Origin of the sequence: Scandinavium tedordense (genome assembly GCF_024764965.1) — a bacterium.
GTDB lineage: Bacteria > Pseudomonadota > Gammaproteobacteria > Enterobacterales > Enterobacteriaceae > Scandinavium > Scandinavium tedordense.
On sequence record NZ_JALIGG010000057.1, the window covers coordinates 409,774 to 429,587 of the forward strand.

Here is a 19,814-nt window from a genome sequence, read left to right on the forward strand (position 1 = left end):
ACTTCAGCTCCTTTGCGTTAATCCGTTTAGCAAGAGATCGATATGACAGGTGATGACCTGAAAAATCAGATCCGCTTTTTGTTCGTCAAACTGGGTCCAGCCGGTGCGCAGCAGGATAGTCTCCCGACCGAGACGAAAGGCAAGAATTTCACCGAGCAGCGCATGGGTGTGCAAAATGGTCTGCGTATCTGCCGGATCCCGTCCGGTATACGCCGCGATAAGTCGGGTCAAATGCCCGTGCAGCGGGGCAATCACCTGGTCATGGATCAGCTGATAGGCAGGTGAGGGCGAAAGCTGCTCGCGGGAAATAAATTTACTGAGACTGACCGTTTCATCTTGGGTCAGCAGCAGGATCATATTTTTGCTCGCTTGCAGAATCAGTGCGCGAATCGCCGTGAGATCCGGCGTGGGCTCGTGCAATAACGTTTCGGCGGCCTCGGCGTGCGGGCGGAAATTGACCCCGATAAAATCAGCGATCCACTGGGCGCAGGCGAGGTATAAATCCTCTTTCGAGCCGAAGTAATAGGGGATCGCGGCGATATTTTGTCCGGCCAGCGCGGTAATATCACGGGTGGTGGCATGCAGGCCATATTCGCCAAACTGGGCGATCGCCGCGGCAATCAGCTGGTTTTTGGCCTGTTCACCTTTGCTGGTGATTGGCGTGGTATTCATGGTGTCTCTAAAAATTAATCAATCGATTGATTAAGAGTATGATTGATTTTTCACCGTGTCCATGCCGGGCGGTAAATTGTTTCGTAGAAAAAGAGATGCGGGATATTTTATGCGGTGCGTCACAAAAACTGCTACACTCCGCCTCTTGCTGACATTATCGTTTTTGTCTTTTCGTATTATCACTATCACCCTGAAAACGATACCTGTCATGGTCGGGGCGGTTCGGAGTTGTTATGTCTTTTGAAACCCTTGGCCTGAACGCCGAGATCCTGCGCGCAGTCGAAGAGCAGGGTTATCGTCAGCCAACCCCTATCCAGCAACAAGCTATTCCTGCCGTGCTGCAGGGCCGCGATCTGATGGCCAGTGCCCAAACCGGTACCGGTAAGACCGCAGGCTTTACCCTGCCGCTGCTGCAACTGCTGTCGCAGAAAGAACCCCATGCTAAAGGCCGTCGTCCGGTCCGTGCACTTATCCTCACCCCAACCCGCGAACTGGCGGCTCAGGTGGGCGAGAACGTACGTGAATACAGCCAATACCTGAATATCCGTTCGCTGGTGGTTTTCGGTGGCGTAAGCATCAATCCGCAAATGATGAAACTGCGCAGCGGTGTGGACGTACTGGTCGCGACCCCTGGTCGTCTGCTCGATCTCGAACACCAGAACGCGGTGAGCCTCGATAAAGTCGAAATTTTGGTTCTCGATGAAGCCGACCGCATGCTGGACATGGGCTTTATCCACGACATCCGTCGCGTGCTGGCGAAGCTGCCTCCAAAGCGTCAGAATCTGCTGTTCTCCGCGACCTTCTCTGATGAAATTAAAGGCCTGGCATCCAAGCTGCTGCACAACCCGCTTGAAGTAGAAGTGGCGCGTCGCAACACGGCTTCCGAGCAGATTACCCAGCACGTGCATTTCGTTGATAAGAAACGCAAGCGGGAACTGCTGTCTCAGATGATCGGCGAAGGCGACTGGAAACAGGTGCTGGTGTTTACCCGTACCAAACACGGCGCGAACCACTTAGCTGAACAGCTGAATAAAGACGGCATTCGCAGCGCCGCCATTCACGGTAACAAGAGTCAGGGCGCGCGTACCCGTGCACTGGCTGACTTCAAATCCGGCGACCTGCGCGTGCTGGTCGCTACCGACATCGCCGCCCGTGGTCTGGATATCGAAGAACTGCCGCACGTCGTGAACTACGAGCTGCCGAATGTGCCTGAAGATTACGTGCACCGTATCGGTCGTACCGGACGTGCTGCGGCCACGGGTGAAGCGCTGTCGTTGGTGTGCGTTGATGAACACAAACTGCTACGTGACATTGAGCGTTTGCTGAAGAAAGAGATCCCACGTATCGCCGTTGAAGGCTACGAAGTGGACCCAAGCATCCAGGCGGAGCCGATTCAGAACGGTCGTCAGGGCCGTGGCGGTCGCGGTGGTCAGAGTCAGGGCCAGCCACGTCGTAATGACGGTGGCCAGGCGCGTCGCAGCGACAAACCAGCCGGAAACGGTCAGGCTCGCCGCAGTGATAAACCGGCTGCCGGAAACGGTCAGTCGCGTCGTAGCGAAGGTGACCAGCCGCGCAAAGCCGCTGATGGCGCTGCGCGTCGTCGTCGTCCGCGCAAGCCTGCTGCGGCGCAGTAATCGCTGTAATAACAAGAATGGTCGCTTCGGCGGCCATTTTTTTTGCTCATGCCGCCGGAAAGTGCCAGAATAGTGGCTGTTTATACAGTATTCGGACTTTCAGATGGCACTCACCGCCGCGCTAAAGGCGCAAATCGCGTCATGGTATAAAGCGCTCCAGGAACAGATCCCTGATTTTATCCCCCGGGCACCGCAGCGGCAGATGATTGCCGATGTGGCGAAAACGCTCGCCGGCGATGAAGGCAGGCATTTGGCTATTGAAGCTCCGACCGGCGTCGGTAAAACCCTTTCGTATCTGATTCCCGGCATCGCCATTGCCCGTGAAGAACAAAAAACGCTGGTGATCAGCACCGCTAACGTCGCCTTACAGGATCAGATCTACAGCAAAGATCTGCCGCTGCTGAAAAAAATTATTCCCGATCTGCGCTTTACCGCCGCCTTTGGCCGCGGGCGCTATGTGTGCCCACGAAATCTGACCGCGCTATCCAGCAGCGAGCCGACGCATCAGGATTTGCTGGCGTTTCTCGACGACGAACTGACGCCGAACAACAAAGAAGAACAGAAGCGTTGTGCGAAGCTGAAAGCCGATTTGGACAGCTACAAATGGGACGGTTTGCGCGATCATACCGATCAGGCTATCGACGACGCGCTCTGGAGCCGCATGAGCACGGATAAAGCCAGCTGCCTCAACCGCAACTGTCACTACTACCGCGAATGTCCTTTCTTCGTGGCCCGCCGTGAAATTCAGGAGGCGGAAGTGGTGGTCGCCAACCACGCGCTGGTGATGGCAGCCATGGAAAGCGAGGCGGTACTGCCGGAAGCCAAAAATCTGCTGCTGGTGCTGGATGAAGGCCACCATTTGCCGGATGTTGCCCGCGACGCGCTGCAGATGAGCGCTGAAATCACCGCCTCCTGGTATCGCCTGCAGCTGGATTTATTCATCAAGCTGGTGGCGACCTGCATGGAGCAGTTTCGCCCGAAAACCTTCCCGCCGTTGGCCGCGCCCGAACGCCTCAAAGAGCATTGTGACGAGCTGCAGGAACACATCGTTTCTCTGAACAACATTCTCAGTCTGTACATGCCTGCCGGGCCGGAAGCCGAGCACCGCTTCGCGATGGGCGAATTACCGGACGAAATCATGGCGCATTGCCAGCGGCTGGCCAAACTCACCGAAATGCTGCGCGGACTATCGGAGCTGTTTCTCAACGATCTCAGTGAAAAAACCGGCTCGCACGACATTGTGCGTCTGCACCGCGTGCTGTTGCAAATGAACCGTGCGTTGGGGATGTTCGAGGCGCAAAGCAAGCTGTGGAAGCTCTCGGCGATGGTTCAGGCCTCCGGTGCGCCGGTCACTAAATGGGCCACAAGGGACCAGCGCGACGGCCAGCTGCACGTCTGGTTCCACTGCGTGGGGATTCGTGTCAGCGACCAGCTGGAAAAATTACTCTGGCGGCGCGTGCCGCATATCGTCGTGACGTCTGCCACGCTGCGCTCGCTGAACAGCTTCTCGCGCTTGCAGGAGATGAGCGGCCTGAAGGAAAAAGCGGGCGACCGTTTTGTGTCCCTCGACTCGCCGTTTAATCACGTCGAGCAGGGAAAAATCATCATTCCACGGATGAGCGTCGAGCCGTCGATGGATAACGAAGAGCAGCATCTGGCGGAAATGGCGGCCTATTTCCGCGAGCAGGTCGAGGCCAAAAAACACCCCGGAATGTTAGTGCTGTTTGCCAGCGGGCGCGCGATGCAACGTTTTCTGGAATACGTACCTGATTTGCGTTTGCTACTGCTGGTGCAGGGCGATCAGCCGCGCTATCGCCTGGTAGAGCTTCATCGTAAGCGGATAGAAGGCGGGGAACGCAGCGTGCTGGTGGGTCTGCAGTCGTTTGCCGAAGGGCTCGATTTGAAAGGCGAATTGCTCAGCCAGGTTCACATCCACAAAATTGCCTTTCCGCCGATCGACAGCCCGGTGGTTATCACCGAGGGCGAATGGCTGAAAAGCCTGAACCGCTATCCGTTTGAAGTGCAAAGCTTGCCGAGCGCCTCGTTTAACCTCATTCAGCAGGTCGGGCGTTTGATCCGCAGCCACAGCTGCTGGGGCGAAGTGATTATTTACGACAAGCGTCTGCTGACCAAAAATTACGGGCCGAGGTTGCTTAATGCCTTACCGGTGTTTCCTATAGAGCAACCGGAGGCGCCAGAAGGTATAGTAAAAAGCAAAAGCACAACAAAGCCGACCCGGCGGAAGCGACGCTGATGTTCGCGGCATGCTGCAGGAGAGAGACATGGACTATCGCAAAATCATTAAAGAAGTCGGCCGTGGCAAAAACCACGCCCGTGACCTGGACACCGATACCGCTCGAGGTCTGTATGCCCAGATGCTGAAAGGCGAGGTGCCGGAGCTGGAACTTGGCGGCATTCTGATTGCGCTGCGCATAAAAGGTGAGGGCGAGGCCGAAATGCAGGGCTTCTTCGAGGCCATGCAGCAGCATACGGTCAGCCTTACGCCACCAGTGGCGAAGCCGATGCCGATTGTTATCCCAAGTTATAACGGTGCGCGTAAGCAGGCGAACCTTACGCCGCTGCTGGCGATGCTGCTGCACAAACTCGGTTTCCCGGTGCTGGTTCACGGCATCAGCCACGATCCAACTCGTGTGCTGACCGAAACCGTGTTCACTCTGCTGGGTATTGAACCGACGCTGCATGCCGGGCAGGCGCAGGCGAAGCTGGACGGCCATCAGCCGGTGTATATGCCGATTGGCGCGTTCTGCCCGCCGCTCGAAAAGCAGCTGGCGATGCGCTGGCGGATGGGTGTGCGTAACAGCGCACACACCCTGGCGAAGCTCGCCACCCCGTTTGCCGAAGACGCGGCGCTGCGCTTGTCGAGCGTTTCACACCCGGAATATGTGCCGCGCGTCGGGAAATTCTTTGAGGGGATCGGAGGTCGCGCGCTGCTGATGCATGGCACGGAAGGCGAGGTTTACGCCAATCCACAGCGTTGCCCGCAGATTAGCCTGATTGATAGCCTCGGGACGCGGGTGCTTGTCGAGCGCGAAGATGCGTTGCGGGAGGTACTGCTGCCAGAATCGAAAGATCCTGAAGTGACCGCCAGATGGATTGAGCGCTGCGTCGCGGGCGTCGAGCCGGTACCTGAATCACTGAAAATTCAGATGGCCTGTTGCCTGGTGGCGACCGGAGAAGTGTCTGATGTTGCTGCGGGCCTGCAACGGGTCAACGAATGCTGGTGATTTACAGGCATAAAAAAACCCGTCCAGTGGCGTGGACGGGCGAATAAATAATGAGGGTTATTCAGGTACAGCAGGCATAGCCTAAAGGTCAATGAGGGTTAAATCTGTTCCGATGATTATTTGTAAATCACCGCAGTACCGCTGATTTTGTTATTGGTGTTAGCAGACGTAATGCTGTAACCGGTAGCACCTGCCGCAGCGGCTTTCTCAGCCAGTTTCGCTTCCATACCATCCAGCGTAGTCGCGCCTTCTACAGATACGGTACCGATTTTATTCATGCTCTGCGCTTCAGTCGGGGACACAGGCTGTGCAGCAAACACGCCGAAAGAAAGAGCAGAAAGAGCGAAGGCAACAGCAGCAGTTTTAATGGTTTTCATGGTTAATCTCTCGCAGGTTATTCTTTAAATGTGACGTTGTTCCGTCGATGTGATGAGTATCACGTTTTTTTGCGAAAGATAAAATCGAATAGACTTGATGAACTTAATCGAATTTTTTGAACAATTAATAAATTACTGATTATTAATAAAATAAAACCAGACTCGAAGCTGAAAATCGTGTTGGAACCGAGTGAGATGTTTTAAGGGCACAGATTGCGACGATTCTTGCAAAAAACTGTGCGCGTAAAGACAAACGCTTACGCTGTATGGATGGCTTTAGTTTCGTCAATAAATCTGCGTATAGCGCCACTTGCCGGAACTATACACCAGTCTATCTGTGTTTTTAAAGTGTTTATTCTGTGGCGATTCAGAGGGTGTTCCGAAGGGGAAAAAAGAAAGCGCCTGCTGTATGAGGCGCTTTTCTGAGTGGAATGACTTCAACAGATTATTTGTAGATGGTAGCGGTGCCGAACATTTTGTTATCACCGCTGGCGGAGTTAACCACATACCCTTTAGCCCCTTCCTGCTGCGCTTTTTCTGCAAGCTTCGCCTGAAGATCGCCAAAGTCATCAGCACCAGAAACCGATACTGTACCTGACGGACGCAATTGTCCGGTATCACCTTTCATCAGTTGTTGAGGTTCGGCGGAAGCCGAAAAAGAGAGCATCGACAACGCACCAGCAGCGACCAGAATCAACAATCTTTTCATGTGCACATCCTCTCTGTATCCACGGGGATAACATAAGTGTAGGTGCTGAGGAAATGTGACATGCCGCAAAAAATTGATGATGATCTGCTCATTTTTTGAACGACATTTTTTGACGAAAAGCTGACAAATCAGCCACAAATAAGTGGCTGATCGAATGAGAAATTATCGGGCATCGGGGCGAATGAGATCAAAACGCTGGCTTTCGTCGATGCTGTAATATGCGCTTGGGCCACCGGCACGCAGCACCGGTTTGGCTTTTGCGGTCTGATAAATACCGTTTTCTAGCAGCGATTCTTCAATGTGCACCGCTACCACTTCGCCGAGCACCAGCCAGGTATCCACCGCCGTACCGTCTGCGCCAGTGAGCTGAATGCATTGCGATAAGCGGCACTCGAAATTCACCGGACTTTCTGCCACGCGCGGGGCGCGCACCAGACGGCTTTCGACAGGCGTCAGCCCGGCGCGGACAAACTCATCTTCGCCGTGAGCGAGACTGGCCGAGGTTTCATTCATCGCGGTGGCAAGCTCAAGCGTCGTGAGGTTCCAGACAAATTCGCGCGTTTCAACGATATTTTGCACGCTGTCTTTCCAGCCACTACTGGCGAAGCCGATGATCGGTGGACGATAGTTAAAGCAGTTAAAGAAACTGTATGGTGCCAGATTGCGTTTTCCGTGCGCATCAACGGAGGCAATCCAGCCAATTGGGCGTGGACCGACGATCGCATTGAGGGGGTCGTGCGGCAGTCCGTGGCCGTCTGAAGGCTGATAAAAATACATGGTGCACCTGTCCCGTGAAATAATAAGAAGACTCACTTATTTACGCCACCCGCGTCAACGGGTATCTTACGCGCCGTCAACAGGAGGAAGCTATGAAAGCTCAAAAGCCAGGATTACACCCGCGTAATCGTCACCACGACCGATACGATTTACCCGCACTGTGCAAGGACACACCGGCACTTGCAGCGTTTATCGTCTCCAATCCGGCCGGGGAGCAGACCATCAACTTTGCCGATCCCGACGCGGTAAAGACCCTGAATCAGGCGCTGCTTGCGCACTTTTATCAGGTGAAAGCGTGGAATATTCCAGAAGGTTTCCTCTGCCCACCGGTCCCTGGCCGTGCAGATTACATGCACCATCTGGCGGATCTGCTGACTGAAGCGAACGGCAGCCTGCCGCAAAACGCCAGCGTGCTGGATATCGGCACCGGCGCTAACCTGATTTATCCGCTGATTGGCAGCCACGAATACGGCTGGCGTTTCACCGGCACCGAAGTGAGCGCCGAAGCCCTGACTGCGGCGCAGGCGATTATTGATGCCAATCCGGGCATGAGCCGTCAGATCCGTTTGCGTCGTCAAAAGGATGAACAGGCGGTCCTCGCGGGCATGATCCACAAAAATGAATTCTTCGAGGCGATGGTCTGTAACCCGCCGTTCCATGATTCCGCTGAAAGTGCGCGCGAAGGTAACGAACGTAAGCGTCGTAACCTCGGCCAGCAGAAAAACGATACCCTGAACTTTGGCGGTCAAAATCAGGAACTGTGGTGTGAAGGCGGTGAAGTGGCCTTCATCCGCAAAATGATCGCCGAAAGCCGTGAGTATGGTCGTCAGGTGATGTGGTTCACTTCGCTGGTGTCGCGTGGCGATAATCTGCCGATGCTCTATTCCGCACTGACTGAAGCCGGTGCAGTGAAAGTGGTGAAAAAAGAGATGGCCCAGGGTCAGAAGCAAAGCCGCTTCATCGCCTGGACTTTCCTCGATGAGGACAAACGTCGTCGCTTTGTGGCTCGCGCCCGTTAATCATAGCGTCGGTTGATTCGGCGTTGGCGGCTCAGGCGCTGCTAATGCCGGGTTATCGGGTGCAGGCAGCACCTGATACGTCTGCACCGGCGCACGGATCCCCGCGTTATCGAAGTGCTTCTTCACCTGCGTATCTAGCGCAAAACGCACCGTCCATTGCTTTAACGGCAGGGTAGTGAACGACGCCCGTAGCGTGAAGGCGGTGTTAGTCAGCCCAACCAACCCGGCAAACGACGGTTCACCTATCACCAGCCCACGAATATCTTCCTGCTCCATCAGTGCCGTTACCGCCGCTTTCAGGGCGTCATTGGCCTTATCAACGTCTTCTCCACGATCCACATCGTAATTCGCGACTACCGAACCAATGCCGCGAACGAAGTTGGCGAAGGTCGTGATCGAGGACCAGGGAATAATGTGATACGCCCCAGTATCCTGACGCACGCCTACCGAACGAATCGACATGCGTTCCACCGTGCCGGTCAGCGGTCCGATGGTCACCAAATCCCCGGTGTTCATCCCGTTCTCAAACTGGATGAAAATCCCGGTGATGATGTCTTTTACCAGGGTCTGCGAACCAAAGGAAATCGCCAGCCCCAATGCACCGGCACCCGCCAGCAGCGGCGCAATGTTCACGCCAATTTCCGACAGCAGGATCATCACAGTGATGGTACTGATGACCACCGCCAGGGCATTGCGGAACAGCGTCAGCAGCGTGCGGGCGCGGGCGCTCGGCAGCGGGCGGCCATGAATGTCGGACGTCAGCCGGTTTTCAATCAGGCTCGCCAGCAGCGTCCAGCCGATGGCCGAGAAGAATAAAATCAGCGCGATGCGGATCAGCACATCCACCGTTTTTTCGCCCGTGCCGTTTTGCAGCCAATTCCAGAAGTCGAACAGCCCCCAGGCGCTGAGCAGCAGCATCACCGATACGCAAACCGTCAAAATACGCGCGGCCTTCAGCGAAGCCGACAGCCAGCCATTCAGCCGCTTTTGCAGTTCAGGATAGCTACGCTGCGTTTCCGGTGAAAGTGTGATGGTTTTGGCAATCCAGCGAGACAATATCCCGGAGATAAACGCGGCGATACCAATGATGGCGAGGCTTCTGACCGATGCACCCATCATGAATTTAAGGCTGTTGCCCGGGTCGAACAGTGAGAAAAAGAACAGCACGATAAAGTAGGCGCTGGCGAGCCAGTGCCAGACCAGTGCGAAGGCACGAATGAACAAACTAAAGAAGGCCAGCGAACGGTATGCCAGCCCGATAAGGCTCTCGGTAATGGCCTTCTTGTTGTGGAAAATGAGCCACAATGCCCAGACGGTGATGCACAGCATAATCACCACGTTGGCGAGCGCCCCAGTCTGGACGTTCACTTGGTTGGAAATGATAGGCACCGCGACGATAAGTCCGTAGCCGATCACCCCGCTCAGCAGGCTCAGACGCAGGCTCCAGTAACGAGCGGCCTCATCATGAATAGTGAACGGACGCAGGTCCGGCACGCGAGGGCAGAAAATCAGGCGCAGGATGGCTTTGAAGAACTCGATCAACGCGAAGGCGTTCAGGAACAGGCTTTGCTGAAAAGCCACGGTGCGGCTGCCGCCGTTGAGTCTGTCGCTTAGCACTTGCCCGACGAACAGCGTCAACGCCAACAGCAACAGGTCGATAATCATTGCGGCGGTGATCATCGCGGGCAGGTGCAGCCAGTTACTGCGATCGCGGTTCTTCTTCCGTCCCCATTTCCCCATTTTTCGATACAGCGGCAGAGCGCAAAGGCGCAGCAGGGCATAGAAGGCGAAGACCAGCCCCGCCAGCAGCAAAAAGTGGCTCACTGCATTGCTAAAGGTCTGCGAATTAAAAGGTTTATGCTGAGCGGTTGAGATATTGCGCCACAGCTGTGCAAAACGGGTGGAGAGTGCTTCACCGTAGTGACGACTCACGTCAGTCACACTTTCCAGCACCGTCTTTTCTTCACTGACGGACGGTGGCGTGAGCTGAGGCACTTTCTCCTGCGGCGGTGTAGATGCGGCACTTCGTAGCTGTTTGATTAACTCCTGACGCGACGAATCATTTTCCAGCACGTCGGCAAGCGCTGCGTAAGCGGCTTTTTTCTGCGCCGCGTCGGGTTCAGCGGGCGGCGTTTGAGACGTCGTGCTGGTGGCAGATGTGGTCACGCCGGGAATAGTGACCGCCTGTAGCGGGGCACAGAACAGCGTCGCAATAAGCAACAGGATCCACGGCACAGGCAACTCCCTTTCAAATCATTAACAAAATGATAAGTATAGCGACTCAGGGAGGGTGGGCAGATTTTGGGAGGATTCTCTCCCCCAGGGCGGGGGAGAGCAGGGTATTACGACACGTGCTGCAAAAATTCCTGCAGGCGCTGGCTCGGCGGATTGTCGATCAGCGTCTGTGGATTGCCATCTTCGGCGATGCGGCCTTTATCGATGAAGATCAGACGCGATGCCACTTTCTCGGCAAAGCCGATTTCGTGAGTCACGATAACCATCGTCATGCCTTCTTCGGCCAAGTCCTGCATCACCTTCAGCACTTCATGGCGCAGCTCCGGGTCGAGCGCAGATGTAGGTTCATCGAACAGCATCATCTTCGGTTTCACCGCCAGCGCACGGGCAATCGCCACACGCTGCTGCTGACCGCCGGAAAGCTCGGATGGATAGTGATGCCCGCGCTCGGCAAGGCCGACTTTGGCCAGCAGGTCGTTCGCCACCTTTTCAGCTTCTGCTTTGGACGCACCGCGCACGCGCTGTGGGCCAAACATCACGTTTTCCAGCGCCGTCAGGTGTGGGAACAGGTAAAACTGCTGGAAAACCATGCCGGCTTCCTGGCGAATCAACCGCTCGTCGACTTTCGGGTCATTGACCTTCAGACCATCGACCACGAGGTCGCCGCTGGTGATTTCTTCGAGCTTGTTGATGCAGCGCAGCAGGGTAGATTTACCGGAGCCAGACGGCCCGATAATCACCACCACTTCACCTTTGGTGATGTTCAAATCGATGTTGTGCAGCACCTGGGTTTGCCCAAAATGCTTGGAGACGTTTTTAAATTCAATCACAGGATTTTCATCCTTCTTTCAAGAATGCGGAGCGCGATGTTCAGGACCTGGGTGATGATCAGATAAATCACGCCGACGGCGGTCCAGATCTCCAGAGCACGGAAGTTGCCAGCGATAATTTCCTGGCCGCTGCGAGTCAGTTCGGCCGCGCCGATGACGATGAACAGCGAAGTATCTTTGATGCTGATGATCAGCTGGTTGCCAAGCGATGGCAGCATGCGACGCAGCGCCAGCGGCATGATCACGTGGCGAATGGCTTCACGACGCGACAGTCCGAGCGCAAGTCCCGCTTCGCTGAATCCTTTATGAATCGACAGCACGGCCCCACGTGTGATTTCCGCGATGTAGGCCCCGGAGTTGATCATGATGGTGATAACCGCGGCGGTGAAGGTATCGATGCGAATATCCGGGAAGGCCATCGGCAGGGCGAAGTAGATATACATCACCTGGACAACAATAGGTGTGCCGCGAATAATCTCGATGAATACGAGAGCAACGTGGTTGGCAATCCAACCGCCGTAGGTGCGAGCTAAACCCGCGACGAGGCCGATAATAATACCGCCCGCTAACCCGAGGACCGAAATCCACAGAGTCATTTTGGCACCATCCAGCAGGATTGGAATGGCAGGCCAGATGACGCTCCAGTCAAACTGCATAATATGTTCCTGTTACCGTTTTACCGTGGTTCAAAATGAGCAGGGGCGAAAGGCCGCCCCTGATAAATTTACGTCTAATTAACCGTCATTATTTTGGTTCAGTGCCGAACCATTTTTTGTAGATTTCGTTGTACTGGCCGTTCTCATGCAGTTTTTTCAGCGCGCCGTTCACTTTATCACGCAGGTCGTCGCTGCCTTTCGGGAACGCGATGCCGTACTGCTGCGCTTCCAGAGATTCACCGACCGCTTTGAACTGGCCGTGACCCGCAGTTTTGATGAAGTACAGAATGTTTGGGGTGTCGTGCAGAACTGCATCAGCACGGTTGGTGCCGAGTTCCATATACGCGTTGTCGATGTTCGGGAACTGGCGCAGGTCTTTCGGTTTGAGGTTGGCTTTCGCGTAATCTACGGAACCGGTACCGCTCTTCACGGCGACGACTTTACCGTCCAGGTCTTTCACGCTTTTAATGTCGTTGTTGTTGGCTTTAACCATCACCAGCAGACCGCTTTTGTAGTAGCCATCAGAGAAGTCGATAGCTTTTTTACGTTCGTCAGTAATGGTGATCCCGGCCAGCGCCAGGTCGATGTTTTTAGTCTGCAGTGCAGGAATAATGCCGCTGAAATCCATTGGCTTCAGGGTGTAGTCGAGCTTCAGTTCTTTGGCGACAGCGGCCCACAGATCAATATCGAAACCGACGTATTTGTCGCCCTGCTTGAATTCAAACGGAACGAATGCGGTATCGGTGGCCACAACCAGCTGCTTTTCCGCTGCCTGAGAAGAAACTGCAAAGGCCAGGGTCAGTGCAGCCAGTGAAACTTTAAATACAGACTTCATAGCATTTCCTTTTATAACCACGGGGCGATCCCCTGCGAGAACAATCCGCATATGAAAGAATCGTGCCAATTTTACAACTTGTTGTTTTGCAACGAGGCGGTAGCCGTTTGTTGCACAAAAAAGGTTGCAAGGCACACGAAGTGCACCACGGTGAGGCACCAAAATGGTGCGCATCAGCCGCAGGCCAGGTCGTAGGGTTATTAAGCGCAAATTGCGTTGATAAAACAATCTTTCGTTAACGATTGTGTGAAGTGATAATTACAATTGGTTTACTTATGCGGGCGTGGAACGGTTTTTGATGCACCATAAAAGTGCAAAACCCCTCGGGCGAGGGGTTTTGAGGGATAAGTAAAACGAATACTTATTCGATGTTAGATTCGATGAACCACAGGAATTTATCCAGGTCGCGCGATGCGGCGGTAAGGATGTCTGCGGTGTCTTCATCTTTGGCTTCGGAAACGGCTTTACGCACGTCATTAGCAACAATCGCGTAACGGTCGGCCAGCTCTTTCAAGTGATCCTGAACGGTATGGATGTCCAGCGGATAGCTTTTTAGTGCGGTTTTGCTGTTTACAACTTGGGTAGTTCCCAGTGCGACCCCCCCCAGCTGCACGGCACGTTCTGCCATAGTATCGAGGTGGTCAATAAGCGCTGTGCGGAAGCCGTCAAGCATCTCATGGACGGCAATAAAGTTTGCACCGCGCATATTCCAGTGAGCCTGTTTGGTAATCAGTGACAGGTCAATGAACTGGATAACCTGGCGATTAAGCAACTCGATAGTCGCTTTTTTCTCGCTGTCCGATACATCGTTACGGGTATAGAGCAGATTAGATGTTTTGGTTTTGACCAGTTTAGCGGTACTCATAATTTCATATCCTCTTGATCTAATAGTCCCAGTGAATTACCGGAAATAAGTATAGCACCGGATGTTCATGCTGCCGGAAAGATAATACCTATCGGTTTAATAGCGTGGGTGTCATTGAAGGTTATTAAGTTGTTTATAAACAAAGGGATGGGTCGTGGGTTTGTAAGTGATTCTTAATTAGCCAGGAAAGTTCTGTTTATTGCGGAAATATTTACGCGTGAAAATGATTGAGTGAGGAAAATAAATTCTAAAGGCCGCAGGCGGATATAACCCTGCGGCACAATGTTATTCACTAATATCGACTTTTTCTATTTTACTCTCGCGGCGCATGGTGAGCGTCGAGCCCATCGAAGCGGCCATGATAGCCAATAGGGCGAGGGTCTGCGTGCCGGTCAGCGTTTCATTGAGGAACAGCATCCCTGAGACTGCCGCCAGCGCCGGTTCCATGCTCATCAGCGTGCCAAAAGTGCGGGTCGGCAAGCGAGTGAGGGCGATCATTTCCAGCGAGTAGGGCAGCGCCGTGGACAAAATGGCAATGCCCAAACCTAGTGGCAAAATTGACCACTGCCATAACACGTCGCCAGCCTGAAAAGCGCCGATGGGCACAAACACCACCGCGGCAATCAGCGAGCCCATTGCTACCGTGGCAGGGCCATGCTCTTCTCCCGCCCGCTGGCCGGTAATGATGTAGACCGCCCAACAAGACCCGGCACCCAGTGCCAGTGCCGCGCCGGTTAAATCGACATGCGCGATGCTCTGACCGAGCGGCAGAAGGAACCACAGGCCCAGCACCGCCAGTGCGACCCAGACAAAATCCACTGCACGACGGGAACCAAATAACGCCACCGCTAACGGGCCAGTAAATTCGAGCGCTACCGCCACGCCGAGCGGAATGCGTTGGATGGAGAGATAGAAGAGGTAGTTCATCGCCCCGAGCGACAAGCCGTAAAACAGCAATGGCAGACGCTGCTCTCGCGTGAACCGCAGACGCCAGGGCTTAAAGATGCATACCAGAATCAGGGTCCCGAGCGCCAGACGCAAGGCGGTTACGCCGGGTGCGCCCACCAGAGGAAAAAGTGATTTCGCCAGCGCCGCGCCGCTCTGAATTGAACACATGGCAATCAGTATTACGAGTATTGGCAACCATACCGGGAGCTTACGCGATAAGCCTGGCATCCTTTCTCCTGTCAATTTTTGTCAAAGGAAGTAAAAGAGGCAGTGTAAATGAATTACCCCTTTCTGGTTTATGCATTGTTGAAAAAAAGCGAAGAAAACCTCCGTACAATAAAGTTCAGTCAAAGGATGAAAACTCCGCCAGTTTAGGATTAATCTGGATGAATGCGTCAGTTGATGCGCGTAATAATGGCAAAATCGGCGAGGAAGTTGATGATTTTCAATAGGGATTGTCAGTGGTGGAAACGTTTAGTTACATGATTGAGACCCTTAGACAACGACAATCGCAAAGAGTTTTTAATTAAATTTTGATATATTTAAAACTTACGGACTTACTTGAAGCACATTTGAGGTGGTTATGAATAAAATTGCACGTCTTTCAGCAGTGGCCTTTGTACTGGCTGCAACCGCAGGTACCGCAGTAGCTGCAACTTCTACCGTTACTGGTGGCTACGCTCAGAGCGATATGCAGGGCGAAGCGAACAAAGCAGGTGGTTTCAACCTGAAATACCGTTACGAGCAGGACAATAACCCACTCGGCGTGATCGGTTCTTTCACCTACACCGAAAAAAATGGTAACGACAGCGGTACTTACAACAAATCACAGTACTACGGCATCACTGCTGGTCCGGCTTACCGCATCAACGATTGGGCAAGCATCTACGGTGTAGTAGGTGTTGGCTACGGTAAATTCCAGGCTAACGACTTCCCGGCTAGCAAATCTGACATGAGCGACTACGGTTTCTCCTACGGCGCGGGCATGCAGTTTAACCCAATCGAAAACGTTGCACTGGACTTCTCCTATGAGCAGTCTCGTATCCGTAACGTGGACGTTGGCACCTGGATCGCAGGTGTTGGTTACCGCTTCTAATCACTTCGGTGATGATAAAAAATCCGCCCAAGGGCGGATTTTTTTTGTCTGTAATTCCGAGAAGAGGAATCAGTGGGCGGCGGTGTCGAAGACATCCGTGCCGAGGTGATTGTAATCCACTTTCTGCAACCGGAAGTTGGTGATGTAGACCGGGCCAGCCTTCTGGTTCGACACAAAGCGGTACGGCGTGGCAATTTCTTGCGCCTGAATACCGGTCCACTGCGAGAAGAAACTCAGGAAATCATTTGCTGAACGGCGCGCTTTAATCACGCGATGGGTTTTGTCATCACTCGACAGCACCAGGAACGGTACCTGGAAGTTCTGCTGGAACTTGTCATCATGTGCCAGATACTGCACCGATTTCCCACGCTCTTTTAAAGCTAAACCGTGGTCAGAGAAATACACCAGTGAGAAACTGTCGCCGGAATTGCGCAGCTGATCGTAGAGTTTGCTCAACAGCTGGTCGGTTTGCGTCATGCTGTAGAGATAGCATGAGGTTTCTTTCGACTTCACGAAATCAGAGTATTTACCCTGAGTACGATCGCAGGCCTGTGGGTGAGATCCCATCAGGTGCAGAACGATCAGCTGAGGTTGAGTGCGTTCAGTTGACAGCACCTGCGCCGTCATCTTCAGCAGGTCTTCATCTTTGGTATTTTTATCCGCTTCAAAATCACCGTTCTTCAAGAAATGCGCTTCATCCGCGCGTTTCGCGATACTGGCAATGGCGGTGTCGTACTCACCAATCTGGCCCTGATTCGAGAACCACCACGTCTGGAAACCCGCGCGGTTCGCCAGGGTCACGAAGTTATCCTGATACAGCGGTTTGCCGTCAACTACGCGGTTGAGCGTCAGGCCGAGTGATTTCTGCGTTGAGCCGCTCGCGGAAATATAATCGGTAAACAGCGTGCCGTTCACGTCGCGTTCAAACGGGGTGTTATCCCAGTGACCGCCAAATGCGCCCATTGCATCACGACGCGCGCTCTCGCCAATCACCACCACGTAGGTGTGATATTTAGGCTTCACCGCCACCACATTCCAGGTATCTTTCAGGTGGAAAAACTGCGCTAGACGCGCCTGTTCATCCAGCACTTGTTGGTTGCTGATAGCCACGTCGTGGACAAAGCGCACCGCCGGGTAACCGATTTTGCTGATACGGAACACGCCATCCCACGCAATTTCCTGAACCGGACGCACAAACGCCACGCCGACGCAAAACAGCAGGCACAGGATGTCGATTTTGCTCCACCCGCGTTTGGCTTCCTGCTTACGGCGTACCGCAATCACGCCCAGTGCAAAGATAAAGACAGAAATGAAATAGCTGTACCACGGGAAGATCGTCAGGATTTCCGTGGATTCTTCGGCATTGGTCGAATGCAGCGCCAGCAGGGTATTAAAGTTTGGCGCGCCGTAAGCCTGACCAAACGGATAATAAAAAGCCGCTACCAGGGAATAAATGCCGAGCAGGACTTTCTGGGTGCGCGGCGCCGCACGCCACAGCACATGCAGGACGCAGGTAAATCCGACGGTATACAGGAGGCTGAAAGAGTATCCCAGCGCCAGATTCATCAGCAGCGATTGTAAAAAGTAAAATCCGGTCCATGGGTTAAGCGCCATACCACGCGCGGCAAGCGTTTCTTTCAGCGTTACATTCATAGGTCACAATCAAAAAGCCGCCATGTGCGTCCCCTGGCGTCGAAGGGTAAAGCCTGCCTGGCAGTGCGTGTAGAAAGGAGTTCAACGAAGCGCAAAAGCTGCAGGGATGCGAGAAGATAAAGTTGATGAATAGTTACGTCAACTACTCATAACGAATTGTTTTGCGAAGGTGATAACAAATCCGGAAAAAAGAAGGGGTTTTTGCTGTCAGCGGGGCAGTATGACTGGCTTTAATGACAAAAAATGAAGCGGCGTACCGCGACGCCGCATTAGTGGGAAGACTTGTCCTGCTGCGGTTTATTGTTGAAAAGGTCACACAACATGTTGATCAGCATCAGGCGTACTTTAAAGGGAGAATGGGTAAACACGTTTAAGCACCTCTTGAGTTCGTTCATAACAACCTCCTGAACGTTTCAGACCCTCACTCCATGAAGGATGTTCGTATTACATACAGATATAGCACAGGCTATATTACTTAGCTATGGCTAAAACGTTAAATTTTTGTGCTCTGGTCACGATCCTATACAATGGTGCTCCTTTGTCTGATGCACTGACGCGTCACAGCGAGAAGAGGAAGCATAATGAGCCGTCGCCCGGACACGCCAGGAATAAAAAAAGTGACGCAATTGGTAAATGTCGAAGAACATGTTGAAGGCTTTCGTCAGGTGCGAGAAGCGCATCGCCGTGAGCTGATTGATGATTACGTTGAGCTCATTTCCGACCTCATCCGTGAAGTGGGCGAAGCGCGGCAGGTGGATATGGCGGCACGTTTAGGCGTGTCCCAGCCGACGGTCGCGAAAATGCTGAAACGTCTGGCAGGCGTTGGGCTTATCCAGCAGATCCCGTGGCGCGGCGTGTTTCTGACGCCGGAAGGCGAGAAACTGGCGCAGGAAACCCGCGAACGTCATCAAATCGTGGAAACCTTTTTACTGGCGATTGGCGTAAGCCAGGACACCGCCCGCCGAGATGCTGAGGGAATGGAACATCACGTCAGCGAAGAGACGCTGGAACGCTTCCGCCAGTTTACCCTTCAGGCAGGACTGCACGCTGAATGAACCTCCCTTTACTGCGGTCGCTAATGCGTGACCGCTTTTTACATCTGTTGATCATTACCGGTTTTATCCTCTCTTTATTTGTCCCGTTTCATCCTTCTTCCTGGCCCGCCGCCATTGACTGGCACACTATCGTCACCCTGAGTGGCCTGATGCTGCTGACCAAAGGCGTCGAGCAGAGCGGCTATTTCGACGTGCTGGGCCGTAAAATGGCGCGACGTTTCGTGACCGAACGCCAGCTGGCGATGTTTATGGTGCTGGCTGCGGCGGTTCTCTCGACGTTTCTCACCAACGATGTGGCGCTGTTTATCGTCGTGCCGCTGACCCTGACGCTGAAAAAGTGGAGCGCCATTCCGGTCAATCGACTGATTATCTTTGAGGCACTGGCGGTAAACGCGGGCTCGTTGCTCATGCCGATTGGCAATCCGCAAAATATCCTGCTGTGGGGCCGTTCCGGAATGTCGTTCCTGTCATTCAGCTGGCAAATGGCTCCGCTGGCGCTGGCGATGATGCTCACGCTGCTGGTGCTGTGCTGGTTTTGCTTTCCCGCCAAAGTGCTGCATTTTCAGAGCGGGGAACGCACGCCAAACTGGAAGCCAAAGCTGGTCTGGTGCTGTCTCGCGTTTTACCTGATTTTTTTGCTGAGTCTTGAGATGAGTCAGGAGCTCTGGGGTCTGGCGGTTCTTGCCGTCGGTTTCTTGATCCTCGAGCGGCGCGTGGTGCTCAGCGTCGACTGGACGCTGCTGCTGGTGTTCATGGCGATGTTTGTTGATGTGCATTTGATGATCCAGCTTCCGGTGCTGCATCATGCGCTGTCCGGCATCGGCGGTTTATCTGACGTGGGGCTCTGGCTGACGGCCATCGGTCTGTCACAGGTGATAAGTAACGTGCCGTCGACGATTTTGCTGATTAACTATGTTCCACCTTCCATGCTGCTGGCCTGGGCGGTAAACGTGGGCGGATTTGGCCTGTTACCCGGTTCTCTCGCCAACCTGATTGCGCTGCGTATGGCCAATAGCCGCCGTATCTGGTGGCGTTTTCACCTCTATTCTATCCCGATGCTGCTGTGGGCCGCCCTGGTCGGTTTTGTTTTGTTGAGCCTTGTCAGATAGTGCGGATTTGTCAGGATTTCCTGGCTAATTCCTGGCAAATGTAGAGCAACCTCCTAAGTTTAGTGAACGGCGAATGTGTTAGGCCGTTAACCCACAGGA

The 19,814-nt window shown here is 53.7% G+C and carries 19 protein-coding genes; 7 read left to right on the forward strand and 12 right to left on the reverse strand.

Annotated features, from left to right (window positions below):
- Positions 1–3: 3 nt before the first annotated feature.
- Positions 4–672 (reverse strand): transcriptional regulator CecR, encoded by a 669-nt coding sequence (gene cecR / locus MUU46_RS17860; RefSeq protein WP_258966210.1) that lies wholly within the window; start codon positions 670–672, stop codon positions 4–6.
- A gap of 233 nt (positions 673–905) precedes the next feature.
- Here cecR and rhlE point away from each other — a divergent pair, with 233 nt between their 5' ends.
- The 3 genes from rhlE (at position 906) to ybiB (ending at position 5,551) form a co-directional block, all read left to right on the forward strand.
- Complete coding sequence (gene rhlE, locus MUU46_RS17865) at positions 906–2,306, forward strand: ATP-dependent RNA helicase RhlE (RefSeq protein ID WP_159754119.1); 1,401 nt, start codon at positions 906–908, stop codon at positions 2,304–2,306.
- Positions 2,307–2,409: 103 nt separating this feature from the next.
- On the forward strand, positions 2,410–4,560 hold the full coding sequence (dinG, locus tag MUU46_RS17870) for an ATP-dependent DNA helicase DinG (RefSeq protein ID WP_258966211.1): 2,151 nt from the start codon (positions 2,410–2,412) through the stop codon (positions 4,558–4,560).
- Positions 4,561–4,588: 28 nt separating this feature from the next.
- Positions 4,589–5,551 (forward strand): DNA-binding protein YbiB, encoded by a 963-nt coding sequence (gene ybiB / locus MUU46_RS17875; RefSeq protein WP_258966212.1) that lies wholly within the window; start codon positions 4,589–4,591, stop codon positions 5,549–5,551.
- A 116-nt stretch (positions 5,552–5,667) separates the two neighbouring features.
- Here the strand turns inward: ybiB and ybiJ are convergent, their stop codons facing one another.
- From ybiJ to MUU46_RS17890, 3 genes are all read right to left on the reverse strand, one after another.
- A complete protein-coding gene (ybiJ, locus tag MUU46_RS17880; RefSeq protein WP_159754108.1) occupies positions 5,668–5,928 on the reverse strand; it encodes a DUF1471 family protein YbiJ in 261 nt (86 codons plus the stop codon).
- 445 nt (positions 5,929–6,373) lie between these two features.
- Entirely contained in the window at positions 6,374–6,637 is a 264-nt protein-coding gene (locus MUU46_RS17885; RefSeq protein WP_159754105.1) for a YdgH/BhsA/McbA-like domain containing protein, read from the reverse strand.
- A gap of 162 nt (positions 6,638–6,799) precedes the next feature.
- The gene (locus tag MUU46_RS17890) at positions 6,800–7,414 is read right to left on the reverse strand and encodes a flavin reductase family protein (protein WP_159754102.1); all 615 of its coding nucleotides are present in this window, start codon (positions 7,412–7,414) and stop codon (positions 6,800–6,802) included.
- A 92-nt stretch (positions 7,415–7,506) separates the two neighbouring features.
- Here MUU46_RS17890 and rlmF point away from each other — a divergent pair, with 92 nt between their 5' ends.
- A complete protein-coding gene (gene rlmF / locus MUU46_RS17895; RefSeq protein ID WP_185153724.1) occupies positions 7,507–8,433 on the forward strand; it encodes a 23S rRNA (adenine(1618)-N(6))-methyltransferase RlmF in 927 nt (308 codons plus the stop codon).
- Here rlmF and ybiO read toward each other — a convergent pair whose 3' ends face one another.
- The 6 genes from ybiO to rhtA all read right to left on the reverse strand — a co-directional run bounded on the left by ybiO (position 8,434) and on the right by rhtA (position 15,030).
- Positions 8,434–10,668, reverse strand: a complete 2,235-nt coding sequence (gene ybiO / locus MUU46_RS17900) for a mechanosensitive channel protein (protein WP_258966213.1) — start codon at positions 10,666–10,668, stop codon at positions 8,434–8,436.
- Between the two features lie 107 nt (positions 10,669–10,775).
- Positions 10,776–11,498, reverse strand: a complete 723-nt coding sequence (gene glnQ / locus MUU46_RS17905) for a glutamine ABC transporter ATP-binding protein GlnQ (RefSeq protein ID WP_159754096.1) — start codon at positions 11,496–11,498, stop codon at positions 10,776–10,778.
- Positions 11,495–12,154: a glutamine ABC transporter permease GlnP gene (glnP, locus tag MUU46_RS17910; RefSeq protein WP_159754093.1), complete on the reverse strand. Its 660-nt coding sequence runs from the start codon at positions 12,152–12,154 to the stop codon at positions 11,495–11,497. Before glnP ends, glnQ begins: the two co-directional genes overlap by 4 nt.
- 88 nt (positions 12,155–12,242) lie before the next feature.
- Entirely contained in the window at positions 12,243–12,989 is a 747-nt protein-coding gene (gene glnH / locus MUU46_RS17915; RefSeq protein ID WP_159754090.1) for a glutamine ABC transporter substrate-binding protein GlnH, read from the reverse strand.
- A 361-nt stretch (positions 12,990–13,350) separates the two neighbouring features.
- A complete protein-coding gene (dps, locus tag MUU46_RS17920; protein WP_110510008.1) occupies positions 13,351–13,854 on the reverse strand; it encodes a DNA starvation/stationary phase protection protein Dps in 504 nt (167 codons plus the stop codon).
- A 285-nt stretch (positions 13,855–14,139) separates the two neighbouring features.
- Positions 14,140–15,030 (reverse strand): threonine/homoserine exporter RhtA, encoded by an 891-nt coding sequence (gene rhtA, locus MUU46_RS17925; protein ID WP_258966214.1) that lies wholly within the window; start codon positions 15,028–15,030, stop codon positions 14,140–14,142.
- Positions 15,031–15,385: 355 nt separating this feature from the next.
- Between rhtA and ompX the strand changes: the two genes are divergently transcribed.
- Complete coding sequence (gene ompX, locus MUU46_RS17930; protein ID WP_159754084.1) at positions 15,386–15,898, forward strand: outer membrane protein OmpX; 513 nt, start codon at positions 15,386–15,388, stop codon at positions 15,896–15,898.
- Positions 15,899–15,967: 69 nt separating this feature from the next.
- Here the strand turns inward: ompX and MUU46_RS17935 are convergent, their stop codons facing one another.
- Positions 15,968–17,551 carry a phosphoethanolamine transferase gene (locus MUU46_RS17935; RefSeq protein ID WP_258966215.1) on the reverse strand — a complete coding sequence of 528 codons (1,584 nt, stop codon included), beginning with the start codon at positions 17,549–17,551 and terminating at the stop codon, positions 15,968–15,970.
- A 269-nt stretch (positions 17,552–17,820) separates the two neighbouring features.
- Positions 17,821–17,946, reverse strand: coding sequence for a manganase accumulation protein MntS (gene mntS, locus MUU46_RS17940; protein WP_159754078.1), 126 nt, complete (start codon positions 17,944–17,946; stop codon positions 17,821–17,823).
- Positions 17,947–18,132: 186 nt separating this feature from the next.
- On the opposite strand from mntS, the gene mntR reads away from it, so the two are divergent.
- Both mntR and MUU46_RS17950 read left to right on the forward strand, forming a co-directional pair.
- Entirely contained in the window at positions 18,133–18,606 is a 474-nt protein-coding gene (gene mntR / locus MUU46_RS17945) for a manganese-binding transcriptional regulator MntR (RefSeq protein ID WP_159754075.1), read from the forward strand.
- Positions 18,603–19,715 carry an anion transporter gene (locus MUU46_RS17950; RefSeq protein WP_258966216.1) on the forward strand — a complete coding sequence of 371 codons (1,113 nt, stop codon included), beginning with the start codon at positions 18,603–18,605 and terminating at the stop codon, positions 19,713–19,715. The genes mntR and MUU46_RS17950 overlap by 4 nt, the downstream gene beginning before the upstream one ends.
- Positions 19,716–19,814: the final 99 nt, after the last annotated feature.

Bases quoted from the DNA above. Each gene is read 5' to 3' on its own strand.
- cecR (WP_258966210.1), bottom strand. From the start codon at position 672: ATGAATACCACGCCAATCACCAGCAAAGGTGAACAGGCCAAAAACCAG.
- rhlE (WP_159754119.1), top strand. From the start codon at position 906: ATGTCTTTTGAAACCCTTGGCCTGAACGCCGAGATCCTGCGCGCAGTC.
- dinG (WP_258966211.1), top strand. From the start codon at position 2,410: ATGGCACTCACCGCCGCGCTAAAGGCGCAAATCGCGTCATGGTATAAA.
- ybiB (WP_258966212.1), top strand. From the start codon at position 4,589: ATGGACTATCGCAAAATCATTAAAGAAGTCGGCCGTGGCAAAAACCAC.
- ybiJ (WP_159754108.1), bottom strand. From the start codon at position 5,928: ATGAAAACCATTAAAACTGCTGCTGTTGCCTTCGCTCTTTCTGCTCTT.
- MUU46_RS17885 (WP_159754105.1), bottom strand. From the start codon at position 6,637: ATGAAAAGATTGTTGATTCTGGTCGCTGCTGGTGCGTTGTCGATGCTC.
- MUU46_RS17890 (WP_159754102.1), bottom strand. From the start codon at position 7,414: ATGTATTTTTATCAGCCTTCAGACGGCCACGGACTGCCGCACGACCCC.
- rlmF (WP_185153724.1), top strand. From the start codon at position 7,507: ATGAAAGCTCAAAAGCCAGGATTACACCCGCGTAATCGTCACCACGAC.
- glnP (WP_159754093.1), bottom strand. From the start codon at position 12,154: ATGCAGTTTGACTGGAGCGTCATCTGGCCTGCCATTCCAATCCTGCTG.
- glnH (WP_159754090.1), bottom strand. From the start codon at position 12,989: ATGAAGTCTGTATTTAAAGTTTCACTGGCTGCACTGACCCTGGCCTTT.
- dps (WP_110510008.1), bottom strand. From the start codon at position 13,854: ATGAGTACCGCTAAACTGGTCAAAACCAAAACATCTAATCTGCTCTAT.
- rhtA (WP_258966214.1), bottom strand. From the start codon at position 15,030: ATGCCAGGCTTATCGCGTAAGCTCCCGGTATGGTTGCCAATACTCGTA.
- ompX (WP_159754084.1), top strand. From the start codon at position 15,386: ATGAATAAAATTGCACGTCTTTCAGCAGTGGCCTTTGTACTGGCTGCA.
- MUU46_RS17935 (WP_258966215.1), bottom strand. From the start codon at position 17,551: ATGAATGTAACGCTGAAAGAAACGCTTGCCGCGCGTGGTATGGCGCTT.
- mntS (WP_159754078.1), bottom strand. From the start codon at position 17,946: ATGAACGAACTCAAGAGGTGCTTAAACGTGTTTACCCATTCTCCCTTT.
- mntR (WP_159754075.1), top strand. From the start codon at position 18,133: ATGAGCCGTCGCCCGGACACGCCAGGAATAAAAAAAGTGACGCAATTG.
- MUU46_RS17950 (WP_258966216.1), top strand. From the start codon at position 18,603: ATGAACCTCCCTTTACTGCGGTCGCTAATGCGTGACCGCTTTTTACAT.